Raw genomic sequence first — 22,326 nt, forward strand, 5'->3', positions numbered from 1 at the left:
TCCCCCTAGGTCAGTTGATGACTGGCCGCACTGGCACCCAGCGCCGCCACATCCTCGGCCGAAAAGAGGCCTCGAATGCAGTGATCGTTTTGGTTCTCTCCCACGTTTGTACTCATAAGGGTCTGGCCCTGGCTGCCGGGAATGATCGGAAAGTGCCGGGGCACCGGGCCGACCTGGCGCACCGGAATGCCGGCACGCAGTGCCACCCACTTCAGCCAGATGTCATCCGCGCGCCGGCACGAGTCCTTGAAGCCGTCCCCGCGCAGCCGCAGCTCCTCGAGCATCGCCGGGGGGTAGATGACACCGGACACGCCGGTGGCGAAATTGGCCGCCCGCTCGGCTGTGTCACGGGCCCGGGACCAGGTTCCGTAGCTGGCTACCCGGTCCCCCTCGACCCCCATGATGCTGACCCAATGCGCGCCCACACTGCCCGGGTGGCGCTCGCCGGCATCCACCAGCTGGGCCAGCCACTTGGGCGGGTAGACGATGTCGTCGTCGGCCGTCACGAGCGGCACGGTGTGCCGTGGCATGGAGGTGACGTAGGGGTAGTACTTGGTGTGCGGCCCGTAGTTGGGGGCGGCGAGGATCTCCAGGCCCCGGCGTTCGAGGCGGCGCAGCGAAGCGGGGCACGCCGCAAGGTCTTCGGGCGAATCCAGCCACAGCACGAGGCGTTGCGGCCGTACCGTGCCGCGGGCAATCGACTCGATTGCGATCGACACCGTGCGGATCCGGTCGCCGTGGGTGGTCAGGGACACCACGACGCCGGCGGCTCCCGTGACCGGCCCGCGTGCCAGCAGGTTGCGCACCCGCAGGCAGGCCACGGCGCAGGCGGCCAGCACCCGTTTGCCCAGCTTGCGTGCCCGCCGGACTGCGCGCCGCGGAATAGAGACGGGAAAGGAGACCGGCGGCCCGCCGGGTGCCGGCGTCATGGTTTGGTCCCGGCCGGGGCACGGCCGGCGAACGTCGCAATCGGCGTATCGGCTTCCAGGTTGAAGTGGATCTTCACGGTGTCCCGCGCCTCGAGCGGCACGGCGAAGACGAACACGCCGGCGCCGGAGGCCCCGGCCGCGACGCTCGCCGGGAATGCGACGGGGTCCGGTCCGCTGAGTTGGCTCGCCGGGGCGTCGTCCTTGCCGTAGCTGACGTCCACGAGCGCCCGGTCCAGCGAGAGCGGTGTCGCGGTGGCGTTGACCACAGTGATCTTGAACCGCACGGCAGGTCCGGCCACTTCGCCGATCCCAGTTGCCACGCCCTGGACGGCCGTCATCTCCGTGATGGTCGCCGTTACACCGCCTTTGACGGCTTTCTTGGCCGTCAGCTCCACGGGGGCGGCAGTGGGCTGCGCGATCGCCGCGAGTTCCTGGTCCGACTTGCCCTTCCGGTCCACGGGTGCGGGGTCGACCTCCGGCGGACCGGACGGTTTCACCGCTGTCGCCGGTCCAGCGGCTGCCGGGGCCGGCGTTCCGGAGCCCGTCTGCGCGGCAGCGGCGCCGGCCGGGTCAGGGCTGGCGGTGCCGGGCTGGGCGGAAGCGCCCGCGGTGCTGTCCTGGGCTGCCGGCGCGTCGCTGCCGGAATACTTGAGCCCGGAAGCCCACGCGACACCGCCAATGGCCAGGAGTGCGGAGACTCCGAGTGCCGTCGCCACCAGGCGGGTGCGTCGGCCGGCCGTCCGGCGCTTGTCCGCGGGGGTGCTCGGTTGCTTGTTCATAGCCGGTCTCCCTGCATGACGTGCTGTCCGGCCGGCCGGGATGCCGGCTGGGACGCGGAGAGCTCCCGGAACCACTTCACCGACGCCAGCACCAGGAAACCGGCCGTGGCGGCGAAGATCAGCGTGTAGACGGTCAGGAAGACAGGCAGCACGCCGTAGGTGACGAAGGACAGGCAGAGGACGCCGTAATCCATCGGGATCACCAGCAGCGAACGGATCCAGGAGCGGCTGCCGGTTTCTGCCACGGACACCCGTCCGGCCTGGCGCCGGAGCTGTTCGGTGAGGATCATGCCGAAGAACAGGACGGCGGACACCATCGCCGCGCCCAGCGGAACCACGAGCCACCAAGGGTCCACGGCGTCGAAGCGATAGAGCCCGACGGCGAGCGCCAGCGGCATCGCCGAGGTCTTGACGGCGTCGACCATGTGGTCCAGCCACTCCCCGGCCGGCGAACCGCCGCCCCGCATCCTGGCCACCTGGCCGTCGGCCGAATCAAAGGCGTAGCCGGCCGCGAGGCACAGTGCCACGCCGATGCCGAGCACGACGGAGGGCGGGTAGAGCATCAGCAGGGCGATCCCGGCGAAGGTGAAGGCCGCGCTGATGGCTGTCACCACGTTCGGGCTCAGGCCTGCCCGTATCGCTGCCGCAGCCAGGAGCCGTCCCAGCCGGCGGTTGATGTAGCGCGAGTACGCGGGGGCACTGCGTGCGGCGGCCTTCTGGCCGACCGAAAGGGACCTCACGATGGCCCAATACCCGTCGGCGGCACGTTCGACGTGCGGGTCGATGGCGGTCACTGGCCGGCCCCCATGCTTTGCTGGGCCGACGCGGGGAGCCGGCGGTAGGCGCCGCGCGCTGAACGCACCCGCAGCCGGGCAAGGTCACGGCACAGCTCCTCATAGCCGTCCGTGACGAGGTCCCAGCTGTAGCGGTGCGCGATGATCCGCGCCTGCTCACCCCGCCACGCCACATCGGACCCGGGCCGCTCGGCGTCAGAGACCAGCCTGGCCACCTCTTGCGGCTCCGAAAAGTACCGGCCGGAGTGTTCCAGGACCTCACGGTTGAATCCGACGTCGAACGCGTTGGTCGCCGTTCCCGAGCCGATGGCCCGCAGGAGCGAGGGATTGGTTCCGCCGACCGAGTGGCCGTGCCAGTACACGAGTGCGTTGGCATACAGCTGGTCCAGCAGCCCCTGGTCCCAGATCCCGCCGACGAAGCGGACCCGGGCATCGGCCAGGGCGTGGACCTCGCTCGTGTACCGGTTCGAATAGGGGGCTGAACCCACGACGATCAGTGGCAGCTCCGACCCGCTCCGGACGAAGCCGTCAACAATCAGGTGGACGTGGTTCTCCGGCTCGAACCGGGCCACCACCAGGTGGTATTCCTGCGGTTTGAGGTCCAGTTGCCCGAGCTTGTCCGAGTTGCCCCCGGCCAGCAGCGGTGCGCCGTACGCGAGGTAGACGGTGTCGGCGTCGAATTTCTGCCGGTAGTAGTCCTGGATCCCGACGGCGTCGGCGATCAGAGCATCCGAGAGCCTGACTGCGAGTCGTTCCACGGCCCTGTAGTAGTTCTGGCCGCCCTTGCCCCACTTGGCGCGTTTCCATTCCAGCCCGTCGACGTGTGTGGCCACCGGGATGCGCGCCGCCCGGAAGGCCGGCAGGTAGGGAGCGTTGGCGGCGTTGAAGAGGATGGCCGCATCCGGCCGGTGCCGGAGCAGGTGGGCGACGGAGAGGCCGGTGTGGCTCAACGTCTCCAGGGACCGTTTGTGCATCGCCGGAAGGTGGACAAGTTCCATGCCCAGGTGTTCAGAGGGCTTGTCTGTGCCTTCCCCCATGTCCCGGCAATAGACCGTGACGCGGTGGCCGCGCTGCACCAGGCGCTGCCCGATTTCCTCGATCGCAGTTTCGAAGCCGCCGTAGTGTGCCGGGACGCCGCGCGTCCCCACCATGGCGACATGCAGGCCGCTCACCGCCGTGTTCCTTGCCTGAGGTGCGACGGCGACACGGACTGGTTGATCAGTTCCAGGGCCGTGCGCAGGGCTGAACTTGAGGTGTGGACGGTGTACGGGAAGTGGACAACCTCGACGCCGACGGCGCCAAAGGCCGCTTGCAGCCGGTCTCCTTGCGGAGTGCCCTTCCAATCGTCTCCCTTGAAGAAGATGTTGAAGCGCAGTTCCTCCCAGACCTGGAGCTTGTCCGGGACGACTTCGGCGAAGACCTTGTCCACGTAGCCGATGCTGCCGACAATCTCCATCCTCTCGGCGAGCGGGACCAGGGGCAGCCTGCCCTTGGCCCCCTCGAGGATTTCGTCGGACACGACCCCCGCAATCAGGTAATCGCATTGGCTCTTGGCGTGCTTGAGGATGTTCAGATGCCCAATGTGGAACAGGTCAAAAGCCCCCGGGGCATATCCAATTTTGAGACCCATTGTGTTCTGCTGCCTTCCCGTGTGACGCCGGCCCAGTACCGGCGTTTAGTGTGTTTAGTAGGCCCCCACCGGATGAAGAATGACCCTGAATGTTCGCCACAGGATCATGATGTCGCCGGTCAATGACCAGTTCTCCACGTAGTAGAGGTCCCAGCGGACGCTCTCGTCCCAGCCCAGATTGGACCGGCCGTTGATTTGCCACAGACCCGTGATTCCCGGCTTGATCAGCAGCCGCCGGCTCACATCGCCCTCATAGCCCTCCACCTCGACGGGCAGCTGCGGCCGCGGTCCCACCAGGCTCATGTCGCCCTTCAGTACGTTCCAGAACTGCGGCAGCTCGTCCAGCGAGTACTTCCTGAGCCAGCGTCCGGCGGTGGTGATCCGGGGATCGTTCTTGAGCTTGAACAGCAGCCCCGCAGCCTCGTTGAGGTCCTGCAGCGCCGCCAGGTCCTGTTCGGCCGTGGTGACCATGGAGCGGAATTTGACCATCTTGAACCGCTTGCCGTTGAGTCCGACCCGTTCCTGGCGGAAGAACACCGGTCCCTTGCTGTCGCGGACGATGATCCAGGCCAGGGCGCACAGCAGCGGTGAGAGGACCAGCAGGGCCGCGGCGGCTGCCACGATGTCCACGAGGCGTTTGAGTGTGTGCTTGCCGCCGGTGAACCGCGGCAGTTCAACGTGCATGAGAGGCAAGCCCTCGACGGGCCGCCAGTGAATCCTGGGTCCCGCGACGTCGGTCAGGCTCGAGGCCAGGACGAGGCCGGCCGGTGTGCCTTCCAGGGCCCACCCCAGCTGCCGGATGGAACGGGTGCCGCCCTCGAGGCGTCCTGCCACGACGACGGCATTCGCCCCTGTCTCTTCGACCTTGTCGGCGACCGAGTCGACGTCGCACAGGACCGGGATCCGGTCGGCGGAAATTTGTAGGTGGTTTTCGGTGTAGCCGGCCGGCAGGGCGGCCCCCACGACTTCGTAGGCGGCGCCGGAGACTTTGCCGAACTGCCGGATCACGTACTCGACGTCCGCGGGTTCCCCGACGACGATCACCTTGGAAAGGTAGTGGCCGAAGAGCCGCTGGCGGTTCAGCCAGGCCCGCCATTGCCAGCGGTTGACCAGCAGGAGCAGGGCACCGGCCGGAAGCGCGAGGGCGAAGTGGCTGCGGACCACATCGATGCCCAAGAGGATTACCACGATGGCGATGCCGCCGAAGACGCCCAGGGTCGCGTCGAGGACCCGTTTGTATTCCTCGGAGCCGACTCCCAGGACCGTCTCTTCGCGGGTGCGGTGCACCTCCAGCGCTAGGACCCAGACCAGGACAATGGCAATGCTGACGGCCAGGTACGATCCGCCCGCGGCGGCGCGTGTCAGGAAGGGTTCGCCCGCTTCGAGGTGGAAGGCGTAGGCTGCCGCAACGGCAATCATCACGATGGCGGTGTCCGAAAGTCGGAGCCAGCGGCGATAGCGCTTGGCCCAGGACGTGCCCGAATCCACAACTGCGGCGGGAACGTCGTTGCCGACACCCGGGGCGGCGGTCCAGGGCTGGCCGAGCGGGCCGGCGCTTGAGGCCAGCACCGGTGCGGGCCGGCCGGTCAAACGGCTTCCCCGGGCCGTGTACCCCCTGCGGCGCTCGTCAACGGCGCTCATGCCGGGTCCGCGTCTCTTCGGGGCGCGGACCCGTGTGTAGACCGGTTAAGGGAGCCGGCGGCGGCTGGGGGGAGAGCCTCGGTCTCAGAAGGCTCTGACGCCGCCGGCTCCGACCTTGGCGTACGGCTGCCAGTTTCGGCACCGTACGATTCCAATGAAGGAGTTCGGTATAGGGAGGTTACGGCACGACCACCTCTAATGGTGGCAGTGGCTGCTTCAGCAAGCAAGATGGTTTGCGAGACCAAACTTCCCTGCAGGTCAAACCCGCGGTCGATTACCGCCCTGAAGTTCCTCATTTTGAGACCTTTGTGAGTAGTTCGTGGGACTGACTTAAGTCAATCCCCGGGGCCGGATCTGCACACGAGTAGCGTTTACCCGACTTCTGTTGTCCTGGCCGGGATGGCACTACTTGGGGATACTGCCGCCGGTCCCCCGGGCCACCCGGGGCCGTACGCGGCCACCGCACCTGCGGCCCTGCGGGCGGTACGCGGCCGCCGCACCTGGTGCCCTGCGGGCGGCACGTGGCCACCGCAGCTGCGGCCGTGCGGGCAGGAACCGGCGGGGACAGGGGCGGCAGTCCGGCGGAACGGACGGCGGATTGATGGTGGGCGGGCCCCAGGTCTCAGACCGCATTCCCAGCCCACACTTCTCAGGTAGGACTCAGGAAACAGGGCTCAGGACTCAAGACTCAAGACTCAGGTGCCAGGGTTCCTTGGGCCGGCGTCTGCTGCGCCTGCCTCTCCTGCTCGAGGGTGCCGTGATCCAGAGAGCCGTGGTCCAGAGTGCTGTGGTCCAGCAGGTCCGCGCGGCGACCGACGCCGAGTTTGGCGAAGATCCGGGACAGATGCCCCTCCACCGTCCGGTGGGACAGGCAGAGTGACGTGGCGATCTCGGCATTCGTGGCGCCGCGGGACACCAGGTCCAGGACTTCTGATTCGCGGCCGGTCAGCGCCGCGCCGTGATCGCTGTGGACGATCTCCAAGTGCGCCGACATTCCGGCCTCCACTAGCCGGTGGTGGACACGGCGCTGGACCGCGGTGAGCCTCCACCGGTCCGGGTCATCTGCCAGGATCCGTTCCGCCTGCTGGGCGGCCTCGAGGGCCAGCAGTCCGTGGCCGCCGCCGAGCGCGTCGTCGCTGATGCCAATGAGGTCGGCCGCGTCGGACGCCGATACCGCCAGCGCGTAGGATTCCAGCAGCCGCGCCTCCGGGCCGTCCACGGCCCGGCTGCTCATGGCGAGGGCCTCGGCCCCCGAGACGTCACCGCTTCGGAACGCGAGCCTCCTGATATCGGTTTCAACGCCGCGCAGGCCCTCGCGCATCGCTTCGTCCGCCAGCCGGGACAGGGCCGATACGCCCGGCCCCTCTAAGCCGGCGCTGCCCGTGCCGGCGCGGTCCGTGCTGGCACTATCCAGGCCGCTGGCGAGCGGTCCGGCCCCCGGTTCCGCCGCCCGGCAATACGCCTCTGCCAGCAGGCGCAGGGTCTTTGGCTCGCGGTAGTCCGAAAGCCGGAAGTCCAGGCAGTGCTGGCTGGCCTCAAACTGGCGTCCCACGGCGGCGGCCGCGTACGCTGCGACGGCGTGCGCAAACGGCAGCAGGTTCAAGGGGTCGGCGATGGTGAGTTCCTCCACGCCCAGCCGCACTTCGGCCAGGCATTCACGCATCCTGCCCTGGCGCAGCCTCGAGTATCCGCGCATGAGGTGCAGCATGCCGCCGCTGTACAGCAGCCGTCCGGGCTCGCGGGCCGCGTAATCGTCAAGGACCCTCCCCAGCGCGTCCCAGTCCCCGGCCCGGATCAGGTTCAGGCAGTGGCGCACCACAAGGTCCTCGAACACCAGGGGAAGCCCCTGGCTTCCGCTGCGGGCACCGTTCCACGCCTCCCCGTCCAGGCGCAGCCCTGTTCGCAGCCGGCCCTGGGCGGTCAGCAGCTCGGCGAGGAGGGAAACTGCCGGGACGCGGATTTCGGGCGGGATGCCGGTGGTCTCGACCAGTTCGCGCAACCCGGTCCCCACTGCCATGAATCTGCCGTCCCAGGTCCGGTTCAGGAGTTCTGCGGCCACTCCCGCCGCGGCAGTTTCGGCCCACGGTCTATCCTCCGGAGCACGTCCCGGTGCGCGCGCGGACGGCAGGGACTCCCGGGCCGGCGTCGTGGATCCAAGCCGGGCCGCTAGCAGGGCGGCCAGATAGGACGGCCGTCCGGCGCGCACCGGTTGCGCGGTCTCCAGGCACGCCACAGCGGCCTGCGGGCGCCCGGCAATGAAGTGGGAGTATGCGAGCTGGATCCTGGCCTCTGACAGGAACCGGGCGTCCCGGATGGCACCGGCGGCCCGGGCCGCGGTGGCAGGATCCAGGGCCGTGTTGGCGGCAACAGCGGCATGGAGCAGCTGCGCGGGAGGAATCTCCACGCCGCAGTCCAGCGACCAGCGCAGCCTGTTCAGGGCAGCTCCGGGCACCGCGGCGCGCTCCGAGGGAAGCGACAGCACGCTGGAGCGCAGGGCCGAACTGCGCCCGGCCGGGACCCGGTGGCGGATGATCTCGCCAACGATCGGGCTCGCGGGCCGAACGAGCCGGTCGTGCCCCGGGGAAACAGCGATTATTCCTGCCGTGTCGAGCGCATCGACGGCTTTGGGACCGCTGATCCGCAGGATCTGGGCCAGGGAGAGCGGTCCTGCCAGGGCCACGATCGTGGCCGCGGTCTTTTCCTCCGGCGTCATGGAGCGCAACTGCCGGTCAACGACGTCGGCGGCAGGAACCTGGGCCATGTCGGGGTTGGCGAGGAGGAACCACACGCCGTGTCGGCAGCCCAGTGCGCCGGTGGAGCGGGCATGCTGGATCAGGGACATTAGCATCAGCGGATTCCCGTCGGCAGCGTCGTGAAACAGCGCACTGACCCACGGCGAGACGTCGGCCCGCAGCACCTGTTCGCACAGCTGGTGTGTTCCGGTCCGGCTGAGGGGGACGAGATCGAACTTGGCGATGATTCCGTCGTCCCAGAGCGAGAGGAATTCTTCCGGGATCAGGGGCCCGGGCCGGCACGTCGCTAGGATGGCTGCTGCGCCGGTGGCCGCGGCCTGGGCGAGCTGCCGGACGGTCCCGTGGTCCAGGCAGTGCGCGTCGTCGACGACGAACAGGGGGCGCTCCGCCTCCGCTTTCAGACTGTCGGCCATTGCTTCGACGACGGCGGCATACGAGTCGAGCTCCCGGTCGGGGAGCCGGGACAGGTAGGGCGCCAGGGCGCCAAAGGGTACGGCGGCCAGGGCCGGTGTGGCCGTCAGCCGGATCAGGTGTCTGCCGGGCCCGAGTTCGCGGATGGCGGCTTTGACGACGGCGGTCTTGCCCGTGCCTGCGCCACCGACGACGATCGCACCTGACCGTGTGTCATCGCGCAGGCAACGCATCAGGTCCTTGACCAGCGTTGACCGCTCGATGAGCCGGGCGGCCTCAGCCAGGCTTTCCATCGCAGGTTCTTCCTGCCGCCCGCTGCGTTGCCCGGGGCGCCGCCCGGGCAGCCGCCAGATTTATGCCGGGGTCAGCCGAGTCGGGCGCTGTCAGCCGGCGTTGAGATGACATCTTTGAGTTCCGTTCGGCTGGCTACATGCAACTTCGAATACACCTGGTAGAGGTGTCCTTCCACCGTGCGAACCGATACGTGCATCTGTTCGGCGATCTTGCGGTTCGATGTGCCGGCAGCGGCCCGAACGGCTACTTCGCATTCCCTCGCCGTCAGGGTCGACGTCGTGAGCGAATGGAGGCCGTTCTTGGGACTGCCGAACTTGTCATCGAGTGACTGCTGCGCCCGCTGGGCGATCCGCAGCGCGATCCGGTTGCCGGCGTCGTTCGCACAACTGACGGCCTTCCGGGCCGCGTCCCGGGCGAAGACGGCGTTGCCGTTGGCGTCAGCGTCCTTGGATGCCGCCAGCAACAGTTCGCTGTCGGCGTCCCGCATGCCTTCGGCCAGCCGCGAGCACAGGGCGGCGAATTGCCCGGTCACTTGTGCGCCGAGGTCGCCCAGCCTGTGGCCCATCTGGCGGTCCCCCAGCCTGGTGGCCGCGGACATGAACAGGAGCGCCGGGGCCACGGCCGAGGATTGGGAGTCGTTGTCCGCCTCGGCGGCCAGTGCGCGGATTGATGCTGCCCGCTGGCCGAGCTCGGCCTGGGCCGAGAGTTCGAAATAGCGCGTGAGCCGTTCCGCCAGCCAGGCCGTGGGTGGCCGCGGCTGGTCCAAATCGCCCAGCAGGAGCCCGGCCGTCTCCTCTTCTCCCTGGAGTGCGGCCGCGTAGGCGCAGGCAGCGGTGGCCAGGGCGGTCAGGGCATCGGGGTCCTGGGCGCGGAGCTGCCACCTGCCCGCCTGAAGCCGGGACAGTGCGTCGTCGAGGTGCCCGGCGTTCAGGTCGATGACGCCTGCGCCAATTTCGAACATGCCGCCGAGCCGCGTCTGGGGCTCTCCGCCGCCGTACGTCTCGTCAAGGTAGGCCGATGCCTCCCGGAACTTCGCCGAAAGCAGCAGGAGCAGCAGGAACCTGCCCCTGATTTCACGTACCGCCTTGTCCGTGAGCTGCACGTTCGCTGTGGCCGCCAGGACCTGCTTGCCCAGGGCCAGCGCCCAGACGACGTTGCCGGTGACGGCCAGGGCCTCGCAGCGCACGCTGGCCGTCACGATGCGCAGTTCGCTGCCAAGGTCCGTCGTGTCCATGTGGTCGGTCGCGGCCAGGACATCGGCGTAGCGTCCCTGGAATGCGGCGAGCTCGGCCTCGGCCAGGGACAGCTGTTCGCGGGCCGCTCCCACCGCGGCGCTGCGCTCCGGTTCTGCGGCCAGCCGCTCCGCGAGCTCCCGCAGCCGGGCTTTGGGATCGGCTCCGGGGGCCGTACTGCGCTTTTCCAGCTCTGTGCGCAGAAGCTGCAGGGCGGTCCATTCGGCGAGCGGCAGCTCCCTGCAGGCGGCCTCATCCAGTGCTTCCAGGACCCGGCGCGCCGATTCCTCGTTGTTGACCAGGATGTGGGCGTTCATCGATTCGATGGCCGCCTGGACGTCGCGTTCGCTTCCTACCGCCTCCTGGATGAACCGCAGTGCGGCCACGGGGTCGGATGCGCTGTTCGCGGTGTGGGCCGCGGCCAGCGCCACTTCCGGGCGCACCTGTTCTCCACAGTCCAGGGCCCACGCGACGCCGGTCGCGCCGCCGGCCTCCAGAGCATCCGAGTCCTGCAGCACCGCTGTGAGCCGGCGGCGGAGTTCGGCGCTGCGGCCCGGCGGGACAACGCTGGCCACGATGCCGGCGGTCACCGGGTTGGCGACGCTGACCATCGGCGGATGCTCGTGGGTAACCCGGATCAGGGCCCGTTCCTGGAGCGCGTCCATGTCCTGGGGGTTGGCGATGTGCATGAGGGTCTGCAGCGGAACTGCGCCGGCCAGTGCCAGCAGCTCGAAGACGTCCCGCTGGCCGGCGCCAAGCCGGTTGAGGCGGGCCTTCACGACGTCCCGGATCTCACCGGTCAGGGCAATGGGGCCGTTGCCGAGGAACCACACGCTGTCCTGGCGGACCACTGTGCCCAGCTTGATCTGTTCCCGGGCGAGGGAATGCAGGAACAGGGCGTTGCCGCCGCTCGCGCTCCAGAGCGCCCGGGCAGCAGTCAGGGAGAAGCGGCCGCCGTATTCGTGGTGCAGCGTTGCTGCCGTCTCGGCGAAGTCGAACGGCCCGAGGTCCATCCGCCGGAGCAGGTCATCCTTCCAGAGGCCCATGATGTCACCGCCGACATGTGGCATGTCCACGCACGCCGCCAGCAGGGTGACATGGGCCCCTGCGCTCAGCTGGGCGACCATCATGCTCGAGAGTTCGTCGAGGTCGTGGGCGTTGTCCACGAACAGGACGATCCGCCGCCCGTCGGATTTGTTGTGGAGGAGCTGCGTCAGCCCGCGCAGCACCATCAGGGGGTGTTCGAGATGGGAGGCGTCGAGGTCATTGAGCAGGACGCTCAGGGCCCCATAGGGAAGCTTGGAGGAAATGGAGCTGCCTCTGACCTGGACTACCAGGTACTCGTCGCCGAGCTGTTCCAAGGCACGCTGGGCGATGAAGGATTTTCCGGCCCCGTGGTCGCCCACGAGTACTATGCCGCAGCCGGACCCGGATGTCAGGGTCTCAACCACCTCGGCAACTACCTGTTGGCGGGTGAAGGGCTTGTCTTTGTTCCGGCCGTATCCGTTTCTTGGCGCCGGATATATCGTTTCTGTCTGGCCGCTGCCCGCAGGCAAGCCGGCGTCTTGCTGGAACATATGAGAGACCTTCGCAATCAAAAGTGTGAGCGGTGATACAACAACCGTAGGGACTAAGCGTATTTTGGGTATGCGTAAGTAGTACTCGAATACGCAACGAGTATTCGGCCCGCTCTACGTAGCTGTACTCAGTTGGACCCGCACCCTTGCAGGGTCCAAACCAAGTAGTCGGAATCAAGCTTCACGTGTCCCTGACCGTAGCGTCCCGGGCGCCGGAAAATCAGCCCGCCGCCGGCCCGGCTGATGGCCGAAAAAGGCCCTTTGCCGCCCGGCGCGCTGAGGTGCCGCTAGCGTTCGTCAATGCCGGGCAGCTGTTCACGGCCTTTGACGTTGAGCTTGGCGTAGCTGCGGTAGAGGTGGCCTTCAACCGTGCGCACGGACACCTGGAGCTCGGCGGCGATCTGCCGGTCGGTGAGGCCGCGTACAGCCAGCGCCACGATGTCACGTTCGCGGCGGGTCAGGATGCCGAGCGAATCATCGTTCTTGGCCGTGTCCTCACCGGGAAGGTCGTCTGCCCGGTCCAGGCACCGCTTCCGCTGGGCGTTCGCCATGCGCTCCCTCAGCGTGTCGCCCGCGGCCCGGTAGGCGTGCGCCGCGGCGTCATAGGCAAGGGCAGCAAAGCTCCACAGTTCCGCAGCTTCGCAGGTCTTCGCGGCCTCGAGGTGGTCTGCGGCGTTGTCCGTGCTGATGGCGGCCGCGTAGGCGCAGATCGCCTCGGGCCGCGGGCCTTCAAGCCCGGCCCGGAGTTCCAGCAGCCTCGTCGCCGATTCCGTGTCCCCCAAGGCCAGGCAGAAGGCCAGCGCGTCGAGTTCGAGGCCGGCGGTGTCCACCTCCGGGTCCGGGCGTCCGAGCCGTTTCAGTTCGGCGATGGCGCCGGGATAGTTCCCGAGCCGGGCTTTTCCGTAGACCACGGCCATCGCGGCCAATGAGCGCATGTACCGGGGCAAAGCCGCGGGTGCCGACTCGAAGTCGCCGAGGAAGAGCTCCGCTTTCGTCTGGGCCCCGACTTCTGCGGCCGCAGCAAAGGCCATGGCCGCCGTCAGGGGGAACAACTGCTGGGGGTCGGTCAGCCGCAGCGCTTCGAGGGCGGCGCTGAGCGTGTTCAGTGCCTGTGCGGCCTTGCCCTGGTAGAGCAGGACGATGCCGTGGGCCGCGTGGACTCCCCCGCCGAAGGAAATCAGGCTCGGCCCGGATCCGGCGACAAAGCCGGTCAGGAGGTTCTCTGCGGACTGCCAGTCCCCGGAGTGGATCGCGGCAGAGGCCGAACGGACCACGAGGAAGTCGGTGAGGAAGTACAGCTCGTCGTGGTCGGCTCCGGCAGCCTCGACCGCCTGGGACATCACGGCCAGGGCGCTGAGCCCCTTGCCGGCGGCCAGGAGCCTCGCCGCGTCGAGGCAGAGCCGGAACGCCCTTTGGAGGGTGTTCGCCGCCGGCTTGATACCGGCCGCCCCCGCCGCGGGGGCCCCTTCCGCAGGAGCCCGTTCCGCCGGGGCCCGTTGGTACTCGCCTGCCAGCGCCAGAACCATGGCTTCCATGGTGTCCAGGCGTTCCCTGACGGCAGCAAGAATGTGCCCGGCGTCGTCCGGGGTGGCCTCGGCGAGGCGCTCGGCGGCGCGTTGAAGCACCTGTGCCCGGTCCATGATCTCTGCCGGTGCGTGGCCCAGTGCGGACATCACCGCTGCCCACAGGAGCGATCCGGCGAGAAGCCCGGGGATGCTGGTGCCCTGGCCGAAATCGGCGTCGAGGATGTCCCGCGCCGCCGCGTAGTCGGAGGCGTTGTAGCGGGTGCGTGCTATTACGGCCCGGGCCGCCATCTGCAGTTCCGGATCCTTGACGAGGCCGGCGGCCTTGCGGGCGAGTTCGTCCTCGTAGAGCCGGCTGGCCAGCACGGCGGCCCTGAGGAGTTGCCGGTCCTCTACCTCGGCGCCGCATTCGATCGACCAGCTCACGTGCCGCAGCAGTCCTTCGGCCGACGTCGGCTCGCTGTCCATCTTGCGCAGCAGGCTCTGCCGAAGCTGCAGGCTCCTCGCCGGCGAAATCAGGTTCCGCAGGGTGTCGCCGTACACGGTGTGCCAGAGCCGCAGCTCTCCGGTTCCGGAGTCCGTCACACGGATCAGTTCGCTGTCGATCAGCGCCCCCACGGCCACTTCGCCGGCCACGGATTCGATCAGCTCCCTGGAGACGGGTTCGGCCAGCGCCACCAGGTTCAGGGCCTGCCGCTCGTCCGGCGAGCGCAGCAGCAGCTGCCGGCGCACGACGTCGGTCAGCCGGTCGCCATGGCTGTTCAGGTGCCGGGTGAACAACCAGACACCATTGCGCCGCAGCAGTGTCCCGTCGTTCTTGGCGTCGTCGAGGAGCCCGTTGAGCAGCATCGGGTTGCCGCCGGAGGCCTCCCAAAGAATCTCCGCTACGTTCGGCAGCACCTGCGAGCCGAGCTTGCCCTCCAGCATCTCCGTGGTCTGCGGGAGCGTGAGCGGGCGGAGATCGTGCCGTTCGGCGATGCCTTCAAACCACAACTGCAGGAGCGGTTCCGGCAGTCCGGGCCGGGCGGCCGCGCCCACAAGCAGTTTCGCCCAGCCGGCAGCGGCGAGCTCCGCCAGGATCCCCGCCGTCGCCTCATCGAGGTCGTGGGCGTCGTCGACGATCAACAGCAGGGGTTTTTGGGTGGCTCGCTTCTGCTCTTCCAGGTGCGCCCACAGCGTCCTCAACACGGCCAGCTGCGATGTTGCTTCCTGGACCGGCAGTTCCACGATGAACGGACCAAGAACGCCGTACGGCACCTTGCTCAGAGACGCGCTGCCGTGGATCGGCACCGGCGTCACTTCGGAGCCCAGCTCCGCCACCACGGCCTCGATGAGCCGGGACTTACCCATCCCGCTGTCGCCTAGGACGAACACGGCCACATGGCTGCCGCCTTGAAGGGCCTCGACTGCCGACATCAAATCATCAGACCGCCCGGTCAGGGCGCGGGTCGCTGCCCCCATGCCGCGGTCCCCCGCCGGCCCCCTAGATGAGTCCAAGCAGATCACTTCGCGAAGAAACTCCGAGCTTCGTGAACACCTGGTACAGGTGGCCCTCCACGGTTCTGACGGAAATGCCGACTTCCAGGGCGATGTCCTTGTTGGAGACCCCGTTGCCGGCAAGGGTGGCGATCTGCCGCTCCCGGTCTGTCAGCAGCGGACCCTTGTTGCGGGGCATGACCGGCAGCGCCGGCACCGACTCGGAGAGGCTCTCAAGCATGCTGTACGCGGCATTCGCGCTGGCAGTCAGCCCGGCGCCCTTGGCGTAGTCGAACGCGAGCGCCGCGCACCTGGCCTGGACGGCGTCAAGTTCGAGGGCCGCGGCCTGCCCGGCGGCTTCGAGCATGATTGCCGCGTCCTTCTTCCGGCTGCCGACGGCGACCGTGCGGGACATCTCGGCAAGCGGGCCCTGCCGCAGCCCGGCGAGTTCCTCCATGAACAGGAAGTCCTTGACGGTGCCGTTGACCGTGGCACCGAACATGCAGATGCCGGCAAGGGTGTGGCGGCCCTTGCGGAAATGTTCCTCCGCCGACCGTACCAGCCGGTCCTTGGCCTCCGGGTCGCCGAGCCAGCGCGAGGCCATGTCCATGCAGAACTCCGTGGCACTGCCCACGGTGAAGCGGGCCGGCCCTTCGGCAGAGCGGGCCCGGTCCAGGTAGATGGTGGCCTGGACCGAATTGCCGGTCTGCGCGTATGCAAAAGCGGTGGCTGCGTAGGCCTGGCGCAGGGACTGCAGGCTCGCGCGGACCTCAAGCTGGGCGATCGCGGCCAGCAACGGGTCCAGTGCCATGTAGCCGCGGCCGGCATAGACGTAGGCCAGCCCGACGGCGAGGTCCGTGGCGGCGCTGCCGGAGTGCAGCCCGTGCCCTGCCCGGCCGCTCGCGTCCTTGAGCATGTCGATGGCCTGGCGCCACAGGCCGGAGAGGAGCAGAACGTTGAAGGAACGCCAGGCGAAGTTTTCGCGGATGCGCGGCACGTTGGACCACTCGCCCAGCTGACCGCCGATCTCCCGCATGAGTTTGCGGGCATCGAGCTCATGGCCGGTCATGGACAAGGCCTCCATCAGGATGATGGCCGATCTGAGCCGGTGCACGGGGTCGGCGCCCGGGACGTCCGTGGTGGCCGCCGTCGTGAGCCGACCCATCATGGGCTCGAAATCGCCGATGAAGGAGAAATAGTTGAACTCGCACAGATCCAGGCACAGCCCCGCCCGGGAAAGGGCCGACGGGTCGGTGGACGGCTCGTCCAGGCTCAAGTCCTGGAGCCTGATCCTGGCCTGCCGGAGCATCTCGGGGACCTGGCCGGAGCGGTCCTGAAGCCACGCCATGCAGTCTGCCTTCGCCGCGATGAATTCGGCAAAGTTCTCGGCCGCGAGATCGTTGACCTGCTGTTCGGAGACGTCGTCCAGCGCGGACATGGCCTGCAGCGGCAGGCCGAGCTGGAGATAGGCGGCCGATTTCTGGAGCTGTCCTTCGGCCCACTCGGGGTCCGCGGGAGAGAGGCTGCCGGCACATTTAAGGGCAAACTTCGGGTCGAAGAGCTTCACGGCGGCGCTGGCCGCCGCCACGGCGTGGGCGGGCGCGAGTTGGGCGTTGCAGTCGTGGGTCCACGCCGCGTAGGCGAGCAGGTCCTCGACCGAGAGTTCATCCAGCTCATGTTTCTGGTGCCCGGGGACCTGGTCCCGAAGCTCCAGCCGGCGCTCCACGCTCAGCCAGTTGCGGACGATGTCGCCCAGGTACCTGTCGCCGAGGGTGACGAGGTGCCGGTCCGCGCGGTCAACGACGATCTGGCCGGCCTCTTCCATGTCGGCGATGACGCCGGGACTATACATCCTGGCGAGCCGGGACAGGGGAAGCGTCCGGGCGCATGAGAGGACGTCGATTACCTCCCGCGCTTCGGGCGTCTCCCGGGCGTACCTGGCGCGGACAATATCCTCCAGCGCTGTCCGGCCATCCAGCACGACCTCGTCGACAAGTGTCCACACCGATCCGGACAGGACAAGGTTTCCGCGCTCGATCTGTTCGGAGACGACGGCCTGCAGGAGCGTGGGGCTACCGCCGACCAGCTGGTGCAGCTGGCTCGCCAGGGCGGTGGAGACCCGGTGACCCAGGGCTGACTGCAGGACCTCCAGCGTTTCGAGCTCGGTCAGGTTGGCGAGCCGGACCTCGGCGAGGTGGCCCGATGTGATGAGCCAGTAAAAATCGGGGGGAAGGTCCGTGGTGCGCTGCGCCGTCGCGATCAGCCGGGCGGTCCGGGTCTGCAGCAGGTTCAGCAGGACGCCGGTGCTCAGTTCGTCGAGGGCCCCGGCGTTGTCGAGCAGGATCACGCACTGGCGCCCGGCAGCGTCGTCGCGGATCAGCGAGGTAATACCGTGCAGGATGGCGGTCGGCGAGCCCAGGGAGCTCTGCGGGAGGCGCGCGAGGGTGAAGGCGAGGCAGCCGTACGGTGTTGCCGAGCCCGGCCCGGAGCTGCGGAGCTGGATGGTGTAGACCTCGGGGCCGAATCCCGCGAGGGCAGTCCTGCCGACAAGTGTCTTGCCCACACCGCGGTCGCCGGTGATGACAACGCCCATCCGGTCATGGGACAGCAGTTCCTGGCGGACATGCTCGGCGTCGGCGTTCCGCGCCAAACCGGACCAGCCGTGCCTTGCGACCTGGCTGGCAGCATGTTCTTCTTCGGCGGGTGCCAATGTAGTGGAAACATTCCCCCAGCCCAGCGAATCCCTCGACATGTAGTTTCCTTCGTACCGCTTTGCAGACAGCAACCCCGGGCTGCCCACTTAGAAGTAGCGTATCCCTATCCCCCGACATGAGAGTAGACAGATCATAACTGGAATGCCGAAACCTTGGAAGGAAACCCGCCCGGCGGATACAACTAATACGCCCGGCGTCTGCCGCCGAACCGGGCCGGCCGGGTGGAAGGAGCGTTTAAGCTGCGTCTAGGTGGCCTTGGCCGGGTGGAATTTTTGCTGCGCGGCGAGGAGGCCGTCCCTGACCAGGACCTCGACGGCGTCAGCCGCCGAATCGATGAGGAACGGCAGTTCTTTCTTTTCCGGTGCGGAAAAGTCGCGCAGGACGAAGTCCGCGGTATCCATCCGGCCCGGCGGACGCCCGACGCCCACCCGCACACGCAGGTAGTCCTTGGTGGCGAGGGCCTTGGAGATGTCCCGCAGCCCGTTGTGGCCGCCCTCGCCGCCGCCGATCTTGAGCCGCACGGTGTCGAAGGGGATGTCGATCTCGTCGTGAACGGCGATGACGTGGGCCGGGTCGATCCCGTAGAACTGGGCCAGGGCCGAGACGGGGCCGCCGGAGACGTTCATATAGGACAGCGGCTTGGCCAGCACGATCCGGGGCCCGCCGATGCCCAGGCGTCCCTCAAGGACCTGGGCGCGCGATTTGTGCGACTTGAAGCCGCCGCCCACGCGCGAGGCGAGTTCGTCCAGCACCATCTGGCCGACGTTGTGCCGGTTATGGCTGTACTCGGCGCCGGGGTTGCCAAGGCCTACGATCAGCCAGGTGTCAGTCATGGATCAGTCCTTCGGTGGGACGCGGCGGAGGGAAGATGTGGGGTGGGTCGCGGAGACGACGGCGGCCGGGCCCCTGAGGGACCCGGCCGCAGCCACATGCGCAGGAATTACTCGGCTGCTGCTTCGGCTGCCGGGGCAGCTGCTTCGCCTTCTTCGCCCTCTTCGACGTTTTCGACGGCCTCGGAGATGTTGACCACGAGTGCTTCGGGGTCGGCCAGCAGGGTGGAGCCCTTCGGCAGGACGAGGTCGGAAGCGTGGATGTGTTCGCCGGCGCTACGGCCTTCGATGCTGACCTCGATGGCGGTGGGCAGGTGGGTTGCCTCGGCCTCAAGGGAGACGGTGGTCATTTCCAGGTTGTGGACGTTGCCCGGAGCCAGCTCGCCGCTCAGGTGGACGGGGACGTCAACGGTGACCTTTTCGCCGGTGCGGACGGTCAGCAGGTCGAGGTGCTCGATGATCTGCTTGATCGGGTTGCGCTGGATGTCCTTGACGAGGGCCAGGTGCTGCTCGCCGTTGATGTCCAGGGTCAGCAGGGCGTTGGCGGTGCGGACGGCCAGGGTGGTGGCCTTGGCCGGCAGGGTGATGTGGATCGGCTCGGCGCCGTGGCCGTAGATGACTGCCGGGATCAGGTTGGCCATGCGGGCGCGGCGGGCGAAGCCCTTGCCGAATTCGGTGCGGACTTCTGCTGCGAGCTTCTGCTCAGACATGGATATCTCCTCGTGGGATTTCAAGCTGTGGGACTAAACGGTGTTCAGCAAGGGCGGAGGTCTTCACGACCTTCAACGCCGGGCTGCCGTGCAGCTGACCTTTAGAAGGAGATTCAGACCCAGTCGATAACGGAGACCAGCAATCCGGTTGACCGTGCATCTAAAATTCACACGGTTTGCCGGCGCTCTCCCTCGCCAAGGTTTCGGTACAAGGCTACCAGCGGCGGGCCCGGATCCTAAATCCGGGCCCCGCCGGCCGGCTCAGGCCTGGCCGTCGAACAGGCTGGTGACGGAGCCGTCGTCGAACACTTCACGGATGGCGCGGGCGATCAGCGGTGCGATGGACAGCACCGTCAGCTGCGGGAAGCGCTTGTCCGGGGTGATCGGCAGTGTGTTGGTGACCACGACCTCGCGGGCGCCGGACTCGGAGAGGCGGCGGGCCGCCGGGTCGGAGAACACGGCGTGGGTCGCGGCGATGATGACATCCTTGGCGCCGGCGTTCTTGAGTACCTGCACGGCGCCGGAGATGGTTCCGCCGGTGTCGATCATGTCATCGATCAGGACGCAGGTGCGGCCTTCGATCTGGCCCACGACCGTCTTGGAGACGGCCTGGTTGGGCACGGTGAGGTCGCGGCTCTTGTGAACGAACGCCAGCGGCGCGCCGCCGAGGCGCTCGGCCCACTGCTCTGCGACGCGGACGCGGCCGGTGTCCGGCGAGACGACAGTGACCTTGTCCGAGCCGACGCGGGTGCGGATGTAGTCGGCCAGGAGCGGAATGGCCATGAGGTGGTCCACGGGGCCGTCGAAGAAGCCCTGGATCTGGGAGGTGTGCAGGTCCACGCTCATGATGCGGTCGGCGCCGGCGGTCTTGTACAGGTCGGCGACGAGGCGTGCCGAGATCGGCTCGCGGCCGCGGCCCTTCTTGTCCTGCCGGGCGTAGGGGTAGAACGGGGACACGACGGTGATGCGCTTGGCGGAGGCCCGCTTGAGCGAATCGATCATGATCAGCTGTTCCATCAGCCAGTTGTTCAGCGGGGCGGGGTGGGCCTGGATCACGAAGGCATCGGTGCCTCGAACGCTCTCGCCTGCCCGCACGTAGATCTCGCCGTTGGCGAAGTCGTAGGCGTCCAGGGGCAGCAGTTCGGTGCCCAGCTCCTTCGCGATCTCCTTCGCCAGCTCAGGGTGCGCGCGCCCCGCGGCCAGCACCAGCTTCTTCTCGCCGTGTGCCGTAATTTCGCTCATGATTGCTAGCCCTCTTCTGTCGGTGCCGGAGTAGTGGAGGAAGTTGGGGCGGCGCCCTCGGCGGCTGCATGGACCGCGGTCCCGGCCATGGCGGTTCCGGCCAGGGCGGCGGAGATGGAGCCGGGGCGGTTGGCCGCCACCCAGCCTTCGGAATTCCGCTGCCTGGCCACGGAGAGGGCGAGGGCGCCGGCCGGGACGTCCTGGCGGATGATGGCGCCGGCACCGCTGTAGGCGCCGTCGCCCACGCTGACCGGAGCCACGAAGACGGTGTTGGAACCGGTGCGCACGCCCGAGCCGATCACCGTGCGGTGCTTCTTCTCGCCGTCGTAGTTGGCGGTGATGTTGCCGCAGCCGATGTTGGTGTCCTCGCCGATTTCCGCGTCTCCGGCGTAGCCGAGGTGGGACAGCTTCGAGCCGCGGCCGATCGTGACGTTCTTGGTTTCGTAGAACGCGCCGATCTTGCCGGTCTCGCCCAGGACGGTGCCGGGGCGCAGGTAGGTGAAGGGTCCGACGCTGGCGCGGGCACCGATCATGGAGCCAGAGCCGTGCGTGCGGATTACCGTGGCGCCCTCCCCCACCGTGACGTCGGTCAGTGTGGTGTCCGGCCCGACGACGGCGTCGCGGGCCACCGTGGTGGCGCCGTGCAGCTGGGTGTTGGGCAGCAGGCGGACGTCCTCCTCGAGCGTCACTGTGGCGTCGATCCACGTGGTGGCGGGATCCACCACGGTGACGCCGGCGCGCATCCAGGCTTCGACGGTGCGGCGGTTGTGTTCGGCTCCGAGCGCCGAAAGCTGGACGCGGTCGTTGGCGCCCTCAACCTGCCAGCGGTCTTCGGTGACGACGGCGGCGACGCGGCCGCCCGCGGCGCGGGCCAGGGCCAGGACATCGGTGAGGTACTTTTCGCCCTGGGCGTTGTCCGTGGTGACGTGCACCAGCGCGTCGCGCAGCACGGCGGCGTCGAAGGCGTAGATGCCGGAGTTGATCTCGCGGATTTCGCGTTCGACGTCGGTCGCGTCCTTGTGCTCGCGGATACCCGTGACCGTTCCGTCCTCGGCACGGAGGATCCGTCCGTAGCCGGTGGCGTCCTCGAGCACTGCGGTGAGGACCGTGACGGCGTTGCCCTCGGCCTCGTGGGCGGCGACAAGCTCACCGAGAAGTCCGCCGGTGAGCAGCGGGACGTCGCCGTAGGTGACAACGACGGTGCCGCTCAGCGAGTCCTGGGTGTGAAGCGCGTCGAGGGCTTCCAGTGCAGCTTCAACCGCGCGGCCGGTGCCGGGCACCTCGTCCTGGTCTACGATCAGGGCTTTCGGATCGAGGGCGGTGACGTGGGCGGCCACGAGGTCGCGTTCATGCCGGACGACGAGGGCCAGCTCGCGGGGGTTGACACTGCGGGCCGCCTGGAGCGCGTGGCCGACCAGGGAGCGGCCGCCGATCTCATGGAGAATTTTTGGCGTACGGGATTTCATCCGGGTACCGGCCCCTGCAGCTAGGACGATCACGGCGGCTGGGCCAGTGTTCTCGGGGCTCACGTATTGGCTCTCCTTGCTTGGTTGCGCGGTGTGTCTCGCCAGTTCCGCCCATAGGACTCGAACCTATACTCCACGGCTCCAAAGGCCGGGGTGCTGCCATTACACCAGAGCGGACCGTGCCGGGCTTGACCTGTGGCACGAGAACCAATTCTGCCACGAACGATGATGCTCGTGCGACTCAGCGCGGCACAGGGCGGCTCAGCGCGGCAGGACGGGCAGCGGGCGAACGCGGCCACGCGGTAGGGCATGATGGTCCTGTGAT

The 22,326-nt window shown here is 68.1% G+C and carries 14 protein-coding genes and 1 tRNA gene; all 15 read right to left on the bottom strand.

Features of this window, described 5'->3' with window-relative positions; translation table 11 throughout:
- Positions 1-5: 5 nt before the first annotated feature.
- Positions 6-929 carry a hypothetical protein gene (locus AC1DEY_RS08965; protein WP_476867637.1) on the bottom strand — a complete coding sequence of 308 codons (924 nt, stop codon included), beginning with the start codon at positions 927-929 and terminating at the stop codon, positions 6-8.
- Positions 926-1,708 (bottom strand): hypothetical protein, encoded by a 783-nt coding sequence (locus AC1DEY_RS08970; protein ID WP_476867638.1) that lies wholly within the window; start codon positions 1,706-1,708, stop codon positions 926-928. Before AC1DEY_RS08970 ends, AC1DEY_RS08965 begins: the two co-directional genes overlap by 4 nt.
- Positions 1,705-2,502 carry a CDP-alcohol phosphatidyltransferase family protein gene (locus AC1DEY_RS08975; protein ID WP_476867639.1) on the bottom strand — a complete coding sequence of 266 codons (798 nt, stop codon included), beginning with the start codon at positions 2,500-2,502 and terminating at the stop codon, positions 1,705-1,707. Before AC1DEY_RS08975 ends, AC1DEY_RS08970 begins: the two co-directional genes overlap by 4 nt.
- Entirely contained in the window at positions 2,499-3,653 is a 1,155-nt protein-coding gene (locus AC1DEY_RS08980; protein WP_476867707.1) for a DUF1972 domain-containing protein, read from the bottom strand. The genes AC1DEY_RS08975 and AC1DEY_RS08980 overlap by 4 nt, the downstream gene beginning before the upstream one ends.
- Positions 3,654-3,670: 17 nt before the next feature.
- Positions 3,671-4,132: an FAD synthase family protein gene (locus AC1DEY_RS08985; protein ID WP_476867640.1), complete on the bottom strand. Its 462-nt coding sequence runs from the start codon at positions 4,130-4,132 to the stop codon at positions 3,671-3,673.
- A gap of 54 nt (positions 4,133-4,186) precedes the next feature.
- Positions 4,187-5,773 carry a sugar transferase gene (locus AC1DEY_RS08990; protein ID WP_476867641.1) on the bottom strand — a complete coding sequence of 529 codons (1,587 nt, stop codon included), beginning with the start codon at positions 5,771-5,773 and terminating at the stop codon, positions 4,187-4,189.
- A gap of 688 nt (positions 5,774-6,461) precedes the next feature.
- Complete coding sequence (locus AC1DEY_RS08995) at positions 6,462-9,230, bottom strand: helix-turn-helix transcriptional regulator (protein ID WP_476867642.1); 2,769 nt, start codon at positions 9,228-9,230, stop codon at positions 6,462-6,464.
- Between the two features lie 71 nt (positions 9,231-9,301).
- Positions 9,302-12,040 carry a LuxR C-terminal-related transcriptional regulator gene (locus tag AC1DEY_RS09000; RefSeq protein ID WP_476867643.1) on the bottom strand — a complete coding sequence of 913 codons (2,739 nt, stop codon included), beginning with the start codon at positions 12,038-12,040 and terminating at the stop codon, positions 9,302-9,304.
- A gap of 287 nt (positions 12,041-12,327) precedes the next feature.
- Complete coding sequence (locus AC1DEY_RS09005; RefSeq protein WP_476867644.1) at positions 12,328-15,024, bottom strand: helix-turn-helix transcriptional regulator; 2,697 nt, start codon at positions 15,022-15,024, stop codon at positions 12,328-12,330.
- A 22-nt stretch (positions 15,025-15,046) separates the two neighbouring features.
- Positions 15,047-17,791, bottom strand: a complete 2,745-nt coding sequence (locus tag AC1DEY_RS09010) for a LuxR C-terminal-related transcriptional regulator (protein ID WP_476867645.1) — start codon at positions 17,789-17,791, stop codon at positions 15,047-15,049.
- Between the two features lie 207 nt (positions 17,792-17,998).
- Positions 17,999-18,586 carry an aminoacyl-tRNA hydrolase gene (gene pth, locus AC1DEY_RS09015; RefSeq protein WP_476867646.1) on the bottom strand — a complete coding sequence of 196 codons (588 nt, stop codon included), beginning with the start codon at positions 18,584-18,586 and terminating at the stop codon, positions 17,999-18,001.
- 107 nt (positions 18,587-18,693) lie between these two features.
- Entirely contained in the window at positions 18,694-19,293 is a 600-nt protein-coding gene (locus AC1DEY_RS09020) for a 50S ribosomal protein L25/general stress protein Ctc (protein ID WP_441410333.1), read from the bottom strand.
- A 261-nt stretch (positions 19,294-19,554) separates the two neighbouring features.
- Entirely contained in the window at positions 19,555-20,535 is a 981-nt protein-coding gene (locus tag AC1DEY_RS09025; RefSeq protein ID WP_026537748.1) for a ribose-phosphate diphosphokinase, read from the bottom strand.
- Between the two features lie 5 nt (positions 20,536-20,540).
- Positions 20,541-22,064, bottom strand: a complete 1,524-nt coding sequence (glmU, locus tag AC1DEY_RS09030; protein WP_476867647.1) for a bifunctional UDP-N-acetylglucosamine diphosphorylase/glucosamine-1-phosphate N-acetyltransferase GlmU — start codon at positions 22,062-22,064, stop codon at positions 20,541-20,543.
- Positions 22,065-22,106: 42 nt separating this feature from the next.
- Positions 22,107-22,178 (bottom strand) — tRNA-Gln (locus tag AC1DEY_RS09035).
- Positions 22,179-22,326: the final 148 nt, after the last annotated feature.

Source organism: Arthrobacter sp. 05T47 (assembly GCF_056395825.1).